The sequence below is a fragment of the Cellulomonas endometrii genome (genome assembly GCF_949769265.1).
Taxonomy (GTDB): Bacteria; Actinomycetota; Actinomycetes; order Actinomycetales; family Cellulomonadaceae; genus Cellulomonas; species Cellulomonas endometrii.
Window position 1 is genome coordinate 43229 of record NZ_CATKPC010000011.1, and the last position, 15196, is coordinate 58424.

Annotated in this window: 14 protein-coding genes and 1 tRNA gene; 12 read left to right on the forward strand and 3 right to left on the reverse strand. The window is 73.1% G+C overall.

Annotation, left to right across the window (positions count from 1 at the left end):
- Positions 1-99 precede the first annotated feature (99 nt).
- The 3 genes from QNH85_RS12820 to QNH85_RS12830 all read left to right on the forward strand — a co-directional run bounded on the left by QNH85_RS12820 (position 100) and on the right by QNH85_RS12830 (position 2854).
- Entirely contained in the window at positions 100-732 is a 633-nt protein-coding gene (locus tag QNH85_RS12820; protein WP_282947098.1) for a helix-turn-helix transcriptional regulator, read from the forward strand.
- 556 nt (positions 733-1288) lie between these two features.
- Positions 1289-2254: a hypothetical protein gene (locus QNH85_RS12825; RefSeq protein ID WP_282947001.1), complete on the forward strand. Its 966-nt coding sequence runs from the start codon at positions 1289-1291 to the stop codon at positions 2252-2254.
- 12 nt (positions 2255-2266) lie between these two features.
- Entirely contained in the window at positions 2267-2854 is a 588-nt protein-coding gene (locus tag QNH85_RS12830) for a hypothetical protein (protein WP_282947002.1), read from the forward strand.
- A gap of 26 nt (positions 2855-2880) precedes the next feature.
- On the opposite strand, the gene QNH85_RS12835 is transcribed toward QNH85_RS12830, so the two are convergent.
- Positions 2881-4095: a tyrosine-type recombinase/integrase gene (locus tag QNH85_RS12835; protein ID WP_282947003.1), complete on the reverse strand. Its 1215-nt coding sequence runs from the start codon at positions 4093-4095 to the stop codon at positions 2881-2883.
- A gap of 46 nt (positions 4096-4141) precedes the next feature.
- Between QNH85_RS12835 and QNH85_RS12840 the strand changes: the two genes are divergently transcribed.
- The 5 genes from QNH85_RS12840 (at position 4142) to QNH85_RS12860 (ending at position 7221) form a co-directional block, all read left to right on the forward strand.
- A tRNA-Ala gene (locus QNH85_RS12840) sits at positions 4142-4256 on the forward strand.
- A 105-nt stretch (positions 4257-4361) separates the two neighbouring features.
- Complete coding sequence (locus QNH85_RS12845; RefSeq protein WP_213283928.1) at positions 4362-4580, forward strand: hypothetical protein; 219 nt, start codon at positions 4362-4364, stop codon at positions 4578-4580.
- Positions 4581-4633: 53 nt separating this feature from the next.
- Positions 4634-5458 carry a TIGR02569 family protein gene (locus QNH85_RS12850; RefSeq protein ID WP_282947005.1) on the forward strand — a complete coding sequence of 275 codons (825 nt, stop codon included), beginning with the start codon at positions 4634-4636 and terminating at the stop codon, positions 5456-5458.
- A gap of 32 nt (positions 5459-5490) precedes the next feature.
- A complete protein-coding gene (locus QNH85_RS12855; RefSeq protein ID WP_282947007.1) occupies positions 5491-6048 on the forward strand; it encodes a dihydrofolate reductase family protein in 558 nt (185 codons plus the stop codon).
- A 141-nt stretch (positions 6049-6189) separates the two neighbouring features.
- Complete coding sequence (locus tag QNH85_RS12860; RefSeq protein WP_346016321.1) at positions 6190-7221, forward strand: bile acid:sodium symporter family protein; 1032 nt, start codon at positions 6190-6192, stop codon at positions 7219-7221.
- On the opposite strand, the gene QNH85_RS12865 is transcribed toward QNH85_RS12860, so the two are convergent.
- Positions 7160-8365, reverse strand: a complete 1206-nt coding sequence (locus QNH85_RS12865) for a DUF4349 domain-containing protein (protein ID WP_282947008.1) — start codon at positions 8363-8365, stop codon at positions 7160-7162. The two genes, QNH85_RS12860 and QNH85_RS12865, sit on opposite strands and share 62 nt — an antisense overlap.
- 499 nt (positions 8366-8864) lie before the next feature.
- On the opposite strand from QNH85_RS12865, the gene QNH85_RS12870 reads away from it, so the two are divergent.
- Positions 8865-10349, forward strand: a complete 1485-nt coding sequence (locus QNH85_RS12870; protein ID WP_282947009.1) for a family 20 glycosylhydrolase — start codon at positions 8865-8867, stop codon at positions 10347-10349.
- Positions 10350-10376: 27 nt separating this feature from the next.
- On the opposite strand, the gene QNH85_RS12875 is transcribed toward QNH85_RS12870, so the two are convergent.
- Positions 10377-12104 (reverse strand): dolichyl-phosphate-mannose--protein mannosyltransferase, encoded by a 1728-nt coding sequence (locus QNH85_RS12875; RefSeq protein ID WP_428830404.1) that lies wholly within the window; start codon positions 12102-12104, stop codon positions 10377-10379.
- Between the two features lie 58 nt (positions 12105-12162).
- Between QNH85_RS12875 and rsmI the strand changes: the two genes are divergently transcribed.
- The 3 genes from rsmI (at position 12163) to QNH85_RS12890 (ending at position 15177) form a co-directional block, all read left to right on the forward strand.
- Positions 12163-13029 carry a 16S rRNA (cytidine(1402)-2'-O)-methyltransferase gene (gene rsmI / locus QNH85_RS12880; RefSeq protein ID WP_346016322.1) on the forward strand — a complete coding sequence of 289 codons (867 nt, stop codon included), beginning with the start codon at positions 12163-12165 and terminating at the stop codon, positions 13027-13029.
- Between the two features lie 62 nt (positions 13030-13091).
- On the forward strand, positions 13092-14279 hold the full coding sequence (locus QNH85_RS12885; protein WP_282947011.1) for an aminotransferase class I/II-fold pyridoxal phosphate-dependent enzyme: 1188 nt from the start codon (positions 13092-13094) through the stop codon (positions 14277-14279).
- A 181-nt stretch (positions 14280-14460) separates the two neighbouring features.
- Positions 14461-15177: a head GIN domain-containing protein gene (locus QNH85_RS12890; RefSeq protein ID WP_282947012.1), complete on the forward strand. Its 717-nt coding sequence runs from the start codon at positions 14461-14463 to the stop codon at positions 15175-15177.
- The last annotated feature ends 19 nt before the right edge of the window (positions 15178-15196 follow it).

Genomic DNA, 15196 nt, shown 5'->3' on the forward strand with positions numbered 1-15196 from the left:
TCGGTGTAGCCAGCGCGCAAGCGCCGGCGCTACTGTGTGTCAGTGACGGATGACGGGAAGGCATGGGCGCGGGGCTGGTCAGCTCGGATCGGACGAGCGGTGAGAGCGGCTCGGGTGCGCCGGGGGCTTAGCCAGCAGGAGTTGGCCGACGCGACTGAGCGCCTCGGCTACCCCATCAGCCGCAACACGGTGATGAACATCGAAGGCGGCCGTATCGAGACCGTCACCGTCCAGCAGATCGCGGTCTTCGCCGCAGCCCTCGGAGAAGCGCCCGTCGAGCTGATGTTCTCGATCGAGGACGAGGCGTCGGTCGAGGTGATTCCTGGTCTTGAGAGCGACCCGTTCCATGCTGCCGAGTGGGTGTCGGGCCGGAGCTGGCTAGAGCCCGACAACGAGGCGGAGGGTGTAGAGGTGCCTGCGCCCCTTCTGTCGCACTGGCGCCTACATGACGAGCTCGTCCTTGAACTCCTCGAGCTCGAGGGCACCATCTTCGTGGGATCGGACGACGACGTCGCTGAAAAGAGGGCGGAGACCGAGCGCCGGATCGCGGAGCAGGAACGCTTGATCCAAGTGTTTCGCGCGGGCATGCGGAGCGCCGGCCTTCGACCGCCGTCACTCAGTGACGAGTACGCGCGTCTCGATCGGGCCCTTCCGAAAGCGGCCCAGCCCCTTGGTCGTGGGATCACCACGGCTCAGCGCTGGCTGGATGGCAATATGCACCAGAGGCCCTGACGGGGCAGACCAGCTGCGTGGCGGACCGGGGAACCGTCCGGCTCGGCGACCAGGGAGCACGCCCGCGCGTACTCCGACTCCGGTTGTGGCTCGCTGAGCATGGACACAGCATCAATGGCCGCGGATGTCACGAGGGTGCTCGAGCTGTGCGTCGATGCCGGCTACACCGTGGCTTCGCGCAGTGCGGATGCATCCGGGCAGTCTGACGTCGAGGTCGCCCCTTGCTTCCTGGTCGACGGTCGCCTCGGTCACCGAGACGGAGCCCGGTCGGTTCGAGATGCAGACCAAGCTCACCGGTCCCCGCGGGGTGACGATGGCAGCCCTGAAGCCCAAGAGGCACTGGCGATCTGCGAAGCCGCGGTCGGTGCGGGCGCGACATACGGCGCCGTGTTTGAGGCGGATGGAACGCACTTCGCCTTGTACGGGCACCCCTCCGTTCCGGCTGGCGCGTGCGGGGAGGTCTGGGTCGGCCCTCGCGCTAGCGTGTGTGCAGCACAGCAGGGGCAGAGCAGGTGCACAGCGGGCGCGAGCCTGACCAACACGAGCAGGGGGATCTGTGGCGACGTACGGGTACAAGTTGAGCGTTGTCAATGTGACCCCCTACGGAAGGCCTCAGGACAACCTCGATCTCGACGACGCTCGGTTCGGGAACGGTGGCGGTCTCGCCTACCTGCGCGACACGACGGTTGCCCTGCTCGCGCAGGGACATGACGACGAGCGTCGGAGCACGTACACGGAGTTCTCCGAGGTCTACCCATCGCATCTCGGAGTCCTCAGCATCGTCCAGGGCGGTGAGTACGGGGAGAACCGGACTCTCGTTGACCGGGTCACCAAGGTGAGGCGAGCGATCACCGTCGATGATGCGGTCCTCTCTGATGCTCGAGTCGTCCTGGTCGTTCCTGAGCACGGTCGCGACGCGGTGATGGTCTCGGAGGTGAAGGGCAGGACACACCACACGGCAGGGTTCGTCACCCGCGTGAACACGCGCCTCAAGGGCGATGGACTCTCCCTGCGGCTTCGCCGTGACGTCGCGGACGGGGTGGCTTGGGGCAAGTTCCTGGCTGACCAGGACGCCGGGATCGTGGGGGTCGAGTTCGCGCAGAGCGCGCGACGTGGGGAGGACCGAACACCATTCGCCACGGGCGGCGGCCTGACGGCGGCTCGTCTCCGATTCGCGCTCTCGTCTGGTGGCGACGTGGCTCAGAGCATCATCGCGAGGCTGCGTGGTGCCTCGACCGAGCAGAACCTTCGCGAGCAGCTGGACCTCGCGGCCGTTGTCGGACTGCGCGACTACCATGACGAAGACTTCGATGAGCAGAGGATCATCGTCGTCAAGGACGGTCGCGAGCGGACGATCAACGTCAGTCAGGCGTTGCCTTCGTTCACGTACGTCTTCGACGACGACGAGCGTCCCGATCACCAGGGCTTCCTGGATCAGAGCCGAGGTGCTGTGCTGGACCTGTTCCAGGAGCTCGGGGCTGAGTTACCTCCCCAGTGGTGGCCGGAGGCTCCGACGACGTAGTGGAAAGGTGGCGTGAGGATGTTCGACAGATTCAAGATCACGCCGGTCGTCGAGAAGCACCTCTGGTCGATGCGCCCTCCCGGCAGTCAGAGGATGCGGCGTAGCGATCGATTCGTCTACGCCGGCGTGCCGATGCTTGTGAGCGGAGCCGCCGCCGCGGCGATCTGGTTGGGTGCGCCGGTCTCGAACGGCATCTCTCAGCTGCTCGCGGCGACCAGCCTCCTGGTTGGAGCGATGCTCACAACGTTCGTCTTCCTCGTCAACCTCAGAATCCGCGTCGGAGACAGCAAGAGCACGGTCTACCGGCGGAACCTACAGCGGCTCATCGGCTCGGCCGTTGCGAGCTCGCTGTACTCGGCGGCCGTGGCAGCGTTCCTCACGTTCCTCCTAGCCGTCGTCGCGACCTTCGACGACCTTCGCGCCCCGGTAGTGGCGCCGTTCACCGCGGGAGTCGTCGCTGGAGTCGCCGCTCATCTCGGCATCACCCTCCTCACGGTTATTCGAAGACTCTTCGGCGTCTATGTGGACGTGTTTGGAGCCGACTACGGCCCCGAGCTGGTTCAGGCCGAAGATCGGACGAGGCGCAGTTCGGCTGGGTGAGCGGCGGTCGCTGTCGGGGTGAGGTCCTATGTGAGGGCTAAGCCGAGTCGGGCGGCGACGTCGTCGAGAGCCTTCCGCGCGAGCGCCTGGGACACGTGCTGGTAGCCACGGCTCGTGACGATGGTGGAGTGCCCGAGGATCGCCTCGACGACTTTGGCGTCGACTCCGGCCTCGAGGAGCAGTGTTGCCGTGGTGTGCCGCGCCTCGTGGAGCTCGTACCGCCGGCCGGTGGTGTCGTCGACCCGAGCGACCTGAGCGGCGTCCTGCAGATCCCACCAAGCCTGTCGGTCCGACTCCTCGGAGCGTGGCATGCCTGAGTCGGTGGGCCACACAAGATTCCAGCGTGACGGCGGGCAGACCTGCTTCCATTCCGCGAGCGCTGCAGTCATCCACGGCACAAGCGGGATGACCCGCTGGCCCTTCGCGGTCTTCGGGGGGACGAGGTGCCATCGGTCCACGAGGTGCCGGTGAGGGAGGCCGGGCTTGATCCGGAACCCGGACGCGCGGTCGCGGGGAACCCGGTAGGGGAGCGCATCCAGCTGCCAGGAGATGTCGATGATCCCCGCCTCGAGGTCTACGCAGTCCCAGGTGAGGCCCAGGCATTCCCCCTGCCGCATGCCCTGCAGGAACGCGGCGACCCAGCGGGAGCCGCCCGGCTGCTGCGCGGCGGCACGGAGCATCGCGTGGGCGTCGACCATGCTGATCGCGTCCCGGTCGTTGACCGCCTTCGGAGGCGCCGGCACCAGGAGAACGCGCTGCGGCACGGAGTAGCCCTCGAGGATCGCGTCGCGCAGCATCTTCGTCAGCACGACCTGCGCGCGCTGAGCGGTCGACGACGACCGGCCAGCGCCCATGATCGCGGCAGTGACTGCCCGGACGTCGGCGGGAGTGAGCTGGTCCAGGCGCCGGTGCCCGATCGCCGGGATCACCCAACGCCGAACCGAGGAGATGTCGGTCGCCGCGGACGTGTGGCGCACCTCGGAGTGGCGACGCGTCATCCACTGCTCGGCCCACGTCCGCACCGTCGCGCGAGCCGACGCGCCCTCAGTTGGCAGGCCCTCGGCGGCGATCTTGCGCTGCGTCTCCTTCAGTCGCGCCTTCGCCTCGGCCTCAGTGCGTCCAGAGACCTTGATGCGTCGACGCGTTCCCTTCGCGGTGACACCGGCCTCGATCGTGCCGATCCAACGCTTCTTCGTGGAGTCGTAGCCGACGCCACCAGTGCCGTACTGCCGTCGCGCCACGAGTGTCCTCCGGGGGTCCATGTTGGGGGCCAAGTCCTGCCCGGGCGGGGCTGGGGCAGGGCTCCCATTATTGCAGGTCAATGTCGTTTCTGTTTCGGTCGATCAGCGCTATTCTATCATTCGCAATGAGAAGGTCAGGGGTTCGAATCCCCTCAGCTCCACCGGATGCAAGGCCCGGGATCATCACGATCCCGGGCCTTCGTCGTTCCCGGGGGCCGGCGTCGACGCGGCGGGGCGTGTCAGTGGCCGCCGGTACGTTCGCGGCCATGAGCACGCGCCCGATCGACCACGCCCGCCTCACTGAGGTCAGCGAGAGGTTCTTCGCCGCGCGGCCGCCCCGCACCCCGGCGGAGCAGGCGGCGTACGCGCGGCTCGAGTCGGAGATGATCGCCGCGATGGGCCTGACGCCCGAGGAGTTCGAGCGGATGGCGGCGGCGTCCCGGCGCGCCGGGTTCGGCCGGACCCCGCACCGCCGGGCCAGCTGACCCCCGGGCGGCACGGGCACGGTGCTGCGCGCTGGCGCGGCAGGATGGCGGGCATGAGCGCGTCCGGTGGGAGCACGCAGCCGACGCGGCCGGCGCAGCACGTGCTCGACGCGTTCGGCGCCGGGGGCGCGCCCGTCGCGCTCCCCGGCGGTCAGGGCGCGTCGTGGCGGTGCGGCGACCTCGTCCTCAAGCCGCTCGACGGCGACCTCGCGGGCCTCGACTGGGCGGCGGAGACCCTGCGGCACGTCCGGTCCGACCGGGTGCGCCTGCCCGTTCCCGTGCGAGCGGCGGACGGGTCGCTGGTGGTCGACGGCTGGACCGCGACGACGGTGCTGCCGGGCGAGCACCGGCCCCGCCGCTGGGCGGAGGTCATCGCCGCGGGTGAGGCCTTCGCCGACGCCGTCGCGCACCTGCCGGAGCCGGCGTTCCTCGCGGAGCGGCGCGACCCGTGGGCGGTGGCCGACCGCGTCGCGTGGGGCGAGACGTGGGTGGACGGGCTGGACGACGTGCCGCACGTGCGCCGGCTGCGGGCGGCGCTCGCCCCGGTCCGCGGCCGCTCCCAGCTGGTGCACGGCGACCTCACGGGGAACGTGCTGCTGCACCCGACGCTGCCGCCCGCGGTCATCGACCTGTCGCTGTACTGGCGGCCCGTCGCGTACGGGTCGGCGGTGGTGGTCGCCGACGCGCTGGCGTTCGAGGGCGGCACGCTCGCGCTGCTCGGCGTGCCCCGCGCGGAGCCGGGCCTGCCGCAGCTGGTGCTCCGGGCGCTGCTGGCCCGGATCGTCACCGACCACCTGCTCGGCGTCGCAGCCCGGCCCGGCGGTGACCCGTACGCGGCCGCGGTGGCCGCGGTGTGCGCGGTGGCGGCCCGGCGCTGAGCCGTGTCGGACCCCCGGTCTAGGTTCGCAGCATGAGGGTCATCTACAACACGGCGACGTCGCTGAGCGGGTACATCGCGGACGAGGACAACTCGCTCGCGTGGCTGTTCGCGGTCGACTCGGAGTCCCAGCCCGACCACGACGCGTTCCTCGCGGGCGTCACGGTCCTGGTCTCGGGGTCGACCACATACGAGTGGGTGCTGCGCGAGGAGGACCTGCTCGCGCACCCCGAGAAGTGGCCGGCCTACTACGGCGACCGGCCCCAGTTCGTGTTCACCACGCGCGACCTGCCCGTCCCCGACGGGGCGGACGTGCGGTTCGTCCGCGGGTCCGTCCAGGACGCGATGCCCGCGATCCGGGAGGCCGCCGGTGACGGCGACGTCTGGGTGATCGGCGGCGGCGACCTCGCCGGCCAGTTCCTCGACGCGGGCGCGCTCGACGAGGTGCAGGTCAGCGTGGCGCCCGCGGCGCTCACCGGTGGGGCGCCCGTGCTCCCGCGCCGGGTGGGGCCGGACCGGCTGCACCTGCGCGACGTCGAACGGTACGGGCAGTTCGCGCACCTCACCTACGACGTGCGTCCCGTCGGCTGACGGGCGGTGCTCGCTGACCGGCCGCGTTCCCTGACCGGCACTGCTCGCTGACGGGCGACGCCGCGGACGACCGGCACCGGGCACCGTCCGGGGCGCGGTCTCGACGCGGGGCCGCGCCGCAGCCGGTGGCAGAATGACCCGGTGCCTGACGCGACCCCGACCCCCCGAGGCCGGTGGTCCCGGACCTGGACCGCGATCAAGACGTGGGTCGACCCGCTCGTCGTCATGATCATCGCGGTGTTCCTGCTGGGGCTGCTCGCCCCCGCCTCCGGTGCGTTCGCCACGGGCCTGGACCGCGTGACCACCGGCGCGGTCGTGCTGCTGTTCTTCCTGTACGGCGCGCGCATGGCGACGAGCGAGGTCTGGGACGGCCTCCGGAACTGGCGGCTGCAGGGCGGGATGCTCGCGTCCACGTACCTGCTGTTCCCGGTGCTGGGCCTCGCCGTCCAGCTGCTGCCGGACTCGGTGCTGCCGGACGAGCTGCAGACCGGGCTGCTCTACCTGTCGCTGCTGCCGTCGACGATCCAGTCGTCGGTGGTGTTCACGTCGATCGCCCGCGGGAACGTCGCCGGGGCCATCTGCGGTGCGACTGTGTCGAACGTGCTGGGCATCGTGCTCACGCCGCTGCTGGTCGGCGTGCTCATGTCCCGCGCCGGTGGACCCGTCGGCGGGTCGGCGGGGGCCACGCTGCTCCAGCTGCTGCTGCCGTTCGTGCTCGGGCAGCTGCTGCAGCCGAAGATCGGCGCGTGGATCCGGGCGCACAAGCCGCTGACGCTCATCACGGACCGCAGCACGATCCTGCTCGTCGCGTACGGGTCGGTGTCGGAGGCCGAGGCCTCCGGGGTGTGGGACGACCTGACCGTGGGCGTGCTGGTCGTCCTCGTCGCGCTGTGCGGCCTGCTCCTGACCGTGATGCTGCTCGCGACGTGGAGCGGCGGCCGGCTGCTGCGGCTGTCCCGCGCCGACCGGATCGCGCTGCTGATGTGCGGGTCGAAGAAGAGCCTCGCGACCGGCCTGCCGATGGCGAACGTGCTGTTCGGGCCGGTGGCCGCCGCCGGCGTCGCGCTGCCGGTGATCGTGTTCCACCAGCTGCAGCTCGCGACCTGCGCGGTCATCGCCCGGCGCCTCGCCGCCACCGACCCGGAGCAGCAGCCCGCGCGCGTCGCGGCCTGACCTCCCCGCGCGACTGAGCGCGGCCGGAGCTGCTCAGCGCGAGCCCGCCGCGACCGGCTCGCGGTCGTCGGGCACTGGCGCCGCGGGGTCCGGGTCGCCGTCCGGTCCGCCCGGCCCGCCCGCCCGCCTCCGGCGCCGCGGGCCCCGCGCCACCCGTGTCGGACACCCGGGCCCGCCGACGGCGCAGCGAACGCACGACCGCGACGTACCCGGCGCCGAGCACCCCCGCGGCGGCCAGCCAGGGGAGCAGCACGCCCAGCACGAGCACCAGGCCGCCGAGCACCGTCACCAGCGCGTCCCACCCGGACTCGAGCCCGCCGAGGAACCCGCCGCGGGGCTCGGGTGCCGGCTCGGGCGGGGCCTCCCGCTGGGGTGCGGTCCAGATCGACACCCGCAGCGTCGACAGGGCGACCTTCTCGGCGAGCCGCGCACGCTCCGACTGCAGCTGCTCGAGGGCGGACTGCCGCTCGGTGAGGGTGCTCTCGGCGGAGATGACGTCCGCCTGGGTGCTGGCCCGGGACAGCAGGTCCTCCATGCGCGCCACCGACAGCTGCATCGCACGGATGCGGGCGTCCAGGTCCTGGGAGGCGGCGGTGACGTCGTCGGACGTGAGGTCGACGTGGTCGACGTCACCGATCTGGTCGAGGGCGTCGAGCACGCCGGTGAGCGCGTCGGACGGGACCCGCACGGTGAGGTCGGCGGTGGCCTCGGTGCCCTCGTCCGCGCGCGCGGCGGTCTCCTGCCGGGCGTCGACCCGCCCGCCCGCCTGCTCCACCACGGCCACCACGAGGTCCGCGGCGCCGCGGGGGTCGTCGGCGACGAGGCCGAGCTCCCCGGACGTGACGACCTGGCGGCCGGTGACACCGACGGCGGTGCTGCCGCCGGTTCCTCCGGTGCCGGCGTCGGCGGCCTCGCCCGTGCCCGCCTGCTGGTCCGCGTCGGCCGCGACGTCCCCGGCCCGCTCGCCGCCGGCGAGGTCGTCCGGAGCCGCCTCGCTCAGGTCGGTGCCCACGGTGGCCGAGTCCTGGCCCGCGGCGCTGCAGCCGGCGAGCAGTGCGGCGGCCAGAGCGAGCCCGATGCCGGCCCGCGATGCGATCGTCCCCGTGCGCCGGCCGGTGGAGCCGCCTGTCCCGTGTGTCCGCATGGCCGCGACGCTAGGGGGTGCGCCCCCCGCGCGGGCCGCTTCACCAGCACAGATGCCGAATCGTTGCCGCAGCGGACCCGCCGCGTCCCCTCCGTGACCCGACCGCGTCCGCCCCGGGACCCGACCCGCACGCCCGCCACGCCCGTCACCGCCGCCGAGAGGGCGGTCGATGCTGTCTTCGCGCGCCCCGAGGCAGCGTCTACTGCCCGCTCGGCGAGGGAGAGGCGGGAGGGCGGCGAGGTCGGGTCGGGGCGGGTGCGGAGGCGGCCGGCCGGGTGCGCGGGGCGGGGGTGGCTCGGGATGCGCGGAGGTGGCGCGGGGCCGGGGGCGTGGCGCGGGGCGGGCGTGGTGCTGACGCAGGTGGGGCGTGCGGAGGCAGCAGGAGCGCCCGAGATCGCGGCGGGCGAGTCGGTGCCGTCACGGGTGCCGAGCGGGCACACTGGTGCCGGGGGCCGGGCCGAGTGCGCCCGTCGTCGTCCCGTCGTCCGGAAGGACCGTCGTGCCCGCTGCGACCACACCCCTGCGTCTCGTCCCGGCACCGCGTCTGGTGCGCGAGGGCGCGGGGGACCCGTTCGTCGTGCAGACCTCCACGACCGTCACCGTCGGGGTGAGCCCCGCTGAGGTGTCGCTGGGCGTGCTGGCCGCGGAGTCGCTGAGCCGGGTGTCCGGCACGACCGTGGAGGTCCGGTACCGCGACGTCGCGGAGCCGCACCAGCCCGGGGACGTCGCGCTGGTGGTCGACGAGGCGCTCGGCGCGGAGCAGTACACGCTGGACGTGTCGGCGGACCGGGTCGAGCTCGTCGCGGGCTCCGCGGAGGGCCTGATGCGGGCGATCGCGACGCTGCACCAGGTGCTGCGCCCGCACGCCGGGACGTTCGCAGCGTGGCCGGTGCACGTCGAGGACGAGCCGGTGCACGGGTGGCGCGGGCTGTCGGTCGACGTGGCGCGGCACTTCTTCGGGCCGGACGACCTGCGCGTGGTGGTCGACCTCATGTGGTCCTACAAGCTCAGCGTCCTGCACCTGCACCTCTCGGACGACCAGGGCTGGCGCATCGACCTGCCGTCGCGGCCGGAGCTGACGGCCCGGTCCGGCGGCACGGCGGTCGACGGCGACCCCGGCGGGTACTTCACGACGGAGGAGTACGAGGCGCTGGTCGCGTACGCGGCGGCGCGGGGCGTGCGGGTGGTCCCGGAGATCGACGTGCCCGGGCACGTGAACGCCGCCCTGCACGCGTACGGGGAGCTGACCGAGTCTGGCGAGGCGCCCGAGGCGTACACGGGCATCGACGTGGGGTTCAGCAAGCTGCGCGCGGACCTGCCCGCCACGGAGCCGTTCCTGCGCGACGTGTTCGGCGACGTCGCGGCGGTCACCCCGGGCGACTACGTGCACATCGGCGGCGACGAGGTGCTGACGATGGAGCACGAGGAGTACGCCCGGCTGGTGCGGATGGCTGCCGACGCGGTGCGCGCGGCGGGCAAGAAGGTCGTCGGCTGGCAGGAGATCGCCACGACGCCGCTCGAGCCCGGGACGGTCGTGCAGTTCTGGGACACGCGGATGGACCCGGCGCCGTTCGTCGCGGCGGCCCGCGCGGGTGCGCGGCTGCTGATGTCGCCGGGGTCGCGGGCCTACCTCGACATGAAGTACGACGGGGACACCGAGCTGGGCCTGGAGTGGGCGGGCCACATCGAGCTGCGCGACGCCTACGAGTGGGAGCCCACGGCGCTGGTGCCCGGGCTGCCCGAGGGCTCGGTGATCGGCGTCGAGGCGACCGTGTGGACGGAGACGCTGCGCAGCCTGGACGACCTGATGACGATGCTGCTGCCCCGGCTGGCGGCGGTCGCGGAGGTCGCGTGGACGCCGGCGGAGCTGCGCGACTGGGACGACTTCGCGGCCCGGGTCGCCCCGCACGGGCCGTACTGGGACGCCCAGGGGCTGTCCTGGTACCCGAGCCCGCAGGTGGACTGGTCGGTCGAGCTGGCGTGAGCCGGGCGGCGCCCGGTCCGGTCCCCGTCAGATCCAGGACGGCAGCCACATGTGCAGGTGCCAGAAGTCGTACGGCACCACCCACGCGGTCCACACGGGGTAGAAGAACGCGCTGACCGCCAGCACGACCACGAGCACCCCCGTCGTGGCGACGACCCCGCGCCGCCGCTGCACGGGGTCCCGGCTCTGCACCAGCAGGGCCAGGACGTACACGAGCGTGAGGACCACCCACGGGGTGAAGGCGATCGAGTAGAACGTGAAGATCGTCCGGTGGGCGTACGCGAACCACGGCACCCACCCGGCGACGATGCCGGACAGCGCGGCGCCGGCCCGCCAGTCGCGGCGGACCAGCAGCCACCACAGGGCGACCAGCACGGCCAGCGCGCCGAGCCACCAGATCACCGGGTTGCCCAGCGAGGTGATCGCCTGGGAGCAGGAGCCCGCCCCGCAGGCCAGCTCCGCCGCGTCGCCCGTCAGGCCCGAGACGGTCTTCGGGTAGTAGAACGACGTCGGGCGCCACTGGAGGATCCAGCCGAGCGGGTGCGCGGCGTAGGCGTGCTCGGCGGTCAGGGTCGTGTGGAACTGCCACATCTCGGTGTGGAAGTGCCACAGTGAGCGCAGCGCGGGCGGCAGCCAGGTCACGCCCTCGCCGGGGTGCTGCTCGGCCCACTGCCGCAGGTACGACCCGGGGTGCGCGAACCACGACCACCAGGTGGCGACGTAGGTGACGGCGGCGGTGAGCACCATGACCAGGCCGGCCGGCACGGCGTCGCGCCACAGCGCCGCGGGCAGCCAGCGGCGGACCCCCGCGGACCGCCGCGCGGACGCGTCCCAGGCGACGGACAGCAGCCCGAACACGGCGAGGAAGTACAGGCCGGACCACTTCGTCCCGATGCAGAGCCCGAGCAGCACCGCGGCCGCGAACCGCCACCACCGCACGCCCAGCCGCGGGCCGAGGCCCAGCGCCGCGCCCGAGTCGAGCAGGGCCGAGGTGCGGGCGGCCAGCCGGCGCCGCGCCTGGTCCCGGTCGAGCAGCAGCGCCCCGAACGCGGCGAGCGCGAACACCATGACGAAGCCGTCGAGCAGGCCGGTGCGCGAGTGCACGATCGCCTCGCCGTCGACGGCCATCAGCAGGCCGGCGACGGTACCGAGCGCGGTGGACGCGAGCAGCCGCCGCCCGATCCGCGCGACCATCAGCACCGCGAGCGTCCCGGCGACCGCCGACGCCAGCCGCCAGGCCGCGGACGACTCGAAGCCCCCGCCCAGGTGCATGCCCAGGGCGATCAGCCACTTGCCGACGGGCGGGTGCACCACGTACTCCGCCGACGTGCGCAGCGCGGACGCGTCGCCCGCCACGAACCCGGCGTTCGCGTCGTCGCCCCACTGGCCCTCGAAGCCCTGGGTCAGCAGCGAGTACGCCTGCTTCACGTAGTAGGTCTCGTCGAACACGAGCTCGTGCGGGCGGCCCAGGTCCCAGAACCGGAGCACGCCGCCCAGCAGGGTCACCGCCAGCGGCCACAGCCAGCCCGTCAGCCGGGCGCGCCGCGTGGCGCCGAGCAGGAGCGTCCGGGTGCCGAGCAGGGTGACGAGCAGGCGGTCGTGAGTGGACAGATCCGGGCCGGCGGCGTGCGCGTGGGCGTGCGGGTGGGCACCGGGCGCCGCGTCCTGTGCCTCGACCGGTCCGTCCGCCCGCCCGGCGGGGTCGCGGGGACCGGGCACGTCGGGCTGGTCGTCGGGCTGCGGCACGGTCGTCATCGTAGGGGCGGCGTCGGGGCGTGACCTGTGCGGTCCCCGGCGTGGCAGGCTGGCCCGCGTGACCTCCCCCTCCGCCCGTCCCGCCGGCGCCGGCCGGCTCGTGCTCGCCGCGACCCCCATCGGGAACGTGGAGGACGCCTCGCCGCGGCTGCGCCGGCTGCTCGAGCAGGCGGACGTGGTGGCCGCGGAGGACACGCGCCGGCTGCGGGCGCTCGCGACCCGGATGGGGGTGACCGTCGGCGGCCGGGTGGTGAGCCACCACGAGCACAACGAGGCGGCGACCACCCCGGAGCTGCTGGAGGTCGTCGCGGGGGGTGGCACGGTGCTCGTCGTCACGGACGCCGGGATGCCCGCGGTCTCGGACCCGGGGTTCCGCGTGGTCGCCGCGGCCGTCGAGGCGGGGCTGACGGTCACCGCCGCCCCCGGGCCGAGTGCGGTGCTGACGGCGCTGGCGCTGTCCGGGCTGCCGACGGACCGGTTCTGCTTCGAGGGGTTCCCGCCGCGCAAGCCGGGGGAGCGGCTGCGGTCGCTCACCGCCCTGGAGCGCGAGCCGCGCACGATGGTGTTCTTCGAGGCGCCGCACCGGCTGGCCGCGACGCTGGCGGACATGGCGACGGCGTTCGGCGCGGACCGGCCCGCCGCGGTGTGCCGGGAGCTGACCAAGACGTACGAGGAGGTCGTCCGGGACGGGCTGGGGGCGCTCGCGGCGTGGGCGGCCGCCGGCGAGGTGCGCGGCGAGATCGCCGTGGTGGTCGCCGGGGCGCCCGCCCGCGAGGTGCCGTCGACGGCGGAGCTGGTCGCGGAGGTCCTGGCGCGCGCGGACGCCGGCGAGCGGCTGAAGGACGCGGTCGCCGAGATCGCGCAGGTCGCGGGCGTGCCGAAGCGCGACCTGTACGCGGCGGCGCTCGCGGCGCGCACCCGCTGATCTCGACGGCACCTGCGCAGGTCCTCCACGACGCGGTGGCGCCCCGGCGCTAGCGTCTGCCCATGGAGTTCCGTCGCATCCCCGGCCTGCCGCCGTACGTCTTCACGATCATCGACACGCTCAAGGTCGAGGCGCGCCGCGCCGGCCGCGACGTCGTGGACCTCGGCTTCGGCAACCCGGACCTGCCCAGCCCGCAGATCGCCGTCGACAAGCTGGCCGAGGCCGCGCAGAACACCCGCAACCACCGGTACTCGGCCTCCCGCGGCATCCCGAAGCTCCGGCAGGCCGTCGCCGACCACTACCTGCGCCGGTTCGGCGTGACGCTCGACCCGGAGACGCAGGTGATCTCGACCATCGGGGCGAAGGAGGGGTTCAGCCACCTCATGTGGGTGCTGCTGCAGCCCGGCGACGCGGCCCTGGTGCCGACCCCGTCGTACCCGATCCACATCTGGGGCCCGTACTTCGCGGGGGCGGACGCGCGGCAGGTGCCCATCGGCGACGGCACGGACGGCGCCGGCTACGTGGACCGCGTGATGGAGGCGTGGGACCTGGGCTGGCCGAAGCCGCGCGTGGTCGTGCTGTCCTTCCCGCACAACCCGACGACCACGACGGTCGAGCTGCACGACCTGCAGCGGCTGGTCGACTGGGCGCGCGAGCGGGACGTCGTCCTGGTGCACGACCTGGCCTACGCGGACATGTGCTTCGACGGCTGGACGCCCCCGTCGATCATGCAGTGCGTCGGCGCGACCGACGTCGCCGTCGAGCTGTACTCGATGACCAAGTCGTACTCGATGGCCGGCTGGCGGGTGGCGTTCCTGGTCGGCCGGTCCGACGTCGTGGGCGCACTGGCCAAGCTCAAGTCCTACCTGGACTACGGCACGTTCCAGCCGATCCAGATCGCGGCGACGGTCACGCTGAACGAGGCCCTCGACTACCCGGCGGAGCTCAGCTCCGTGTACGAGAGCCGGCGCAACGCCCTGGTCGACGGGCTGAGCCGGATCGGCTGGGACATCCTGCGCCCCCGCGGCACGATGTTCGCGTGGGCGCGGATCCCGGAGCCGTACCGGGAGATGGGCTCGATCGAGTTCGCGGAGATGCTGGTGCGCGAGTGCGACGTGGCGGTCTCGCCCGGCGTCGGGTTCGGTCCGGGCGGCGACGGGCACGTGCGGTTCGCGCTGATCGAGAACGAGCAGCGGATCGCGCAGGCGGTGCGCGGGCTGCGCAAGGGGCTGACGCGGCTCGACGGCTGACCTGGGCCGGACCTGCGCCTGACCCGGGCTGACCCCGGCCTGAGTGCACCCTGGGCGCCACCCGGGGGTTCTCCCCAGGGTCGGCTCAGGGGCGTCCCTGATGTCGCCGCGGGGTGCCGGGCTGCCAGGCTCGTGGTGAGGACGCGGGGACGGCCCTGCGCGCAGCACGAGGAGACGGACCATGGCACGGCGGGCGACAGCAGCGGCAGCAGGAGCGGTCGGTGCGGGGATCGTGCTCGGGCTCACCGCGTGCGCGGGCGGGGCGAGCGGCCCGGTCGTGGAGCGGCAGGTCGAGATCGAGGACGTGCGGGCGGTGGACCTGGCGAGCTCCGGCGACCTGACGGTGCGGCGCGGCGACACCCCGTCGCTGACCATCCGGGCCTCGGAGGGCACGCAGGAGCGTCTCGTCTCGGAGGTGCGCGACGGCGTCCTGGTCCTGGACTCGCGGTCGACGTTCGGGTTCTCGCGGCTCGGCGACATCGAGTACGAGCTGGTGATCGGCGAGCTCGAGCAGCTGGTCATCTCCGGCTCCGGCGACGTGGCGGGCTCGGACGTGACGGGCGGGCAGGTGCGGGTGCTGATCGAGGGCTCGGGCAGCATCGAGCTGGAGGGCGTCGACGCCGACGAGCTGCAGGCGGCCATCGAGGGCTCCGGCGACATCGAGCTGACCGGGGACGCCGCGTCGGTGGACCTCGGGATCGAGGGCTCGGGCGAGATCGACGCCGAGGACCTCCGCGCCGACGAGGCCGACACGTCCATCGAGGGCTCCGGTGACATCTCCGTGCACGCCGAGCGGCGGCTCGCGGTGGCGATCAGCGGCTCGGGGACCGTCCGCTACACCGGTGACCCGGAGGTGTCGTCCGACGTGGACGGCTCGGGCGACGTCGTCCAGGGCTGAGGCGGCGCGGGCCCGGAGC

Excerpts from the sequence above, each read along its gene's own strand:
- QNH85_RS12845 (WP_213283928.1), top strand. The coding sequence starts at position 4,362 with ATGAGCACGCGCCCGATCGACCACGCCCGCCTCACTGAGGTCAGCGAG.
- QNH85_RS12850 (WP_282947005.1), top strand. The coding sequence starts at position 4,634 with ATGAGCGCGTCCGGTGGGAGCACGCAGCCGACGCGGCCGGCGCAGCAC.
- QNH85_RS12855 (WP_282947007.1), top strand. The coding sequence starts at position 5,491 with ATGAGGGTCATCTACAACACGGCGACGTCGCTGAGCGGGTACATCGCG.
- QNH85_RS12865 (WP_282947008.1), bottom strand. The coding sequence starts at position 8,365 with ATGCGGACACACGGGACAGGCGGCTCCACCGGCCGGCGCACGGGGACG.
- QNH85_RS12875 (WP_428830404.1), bottom strand. The coding sequence starts at position 12,104 with ATGACGACCGTGCCGCAGCCCGACGACCAGCCCGACGTGCCCGGTCCC.
- QNH85_RS12885 (WP_282947011.1), top strand. The coding sequence starts at position 13,092 with ATGGAGTTCCGTCGCATCCCCGGCCTGCCGCCGTACGTCTTCACGATC.
- QNH85_RS12890 (WP_282947012.1), top strand. The coding sequence starts at position 14,461 with ATGGCACGGCGGGCGACAGCAGCGGCAGCAGGAGCGGTCGGTGCGGGG.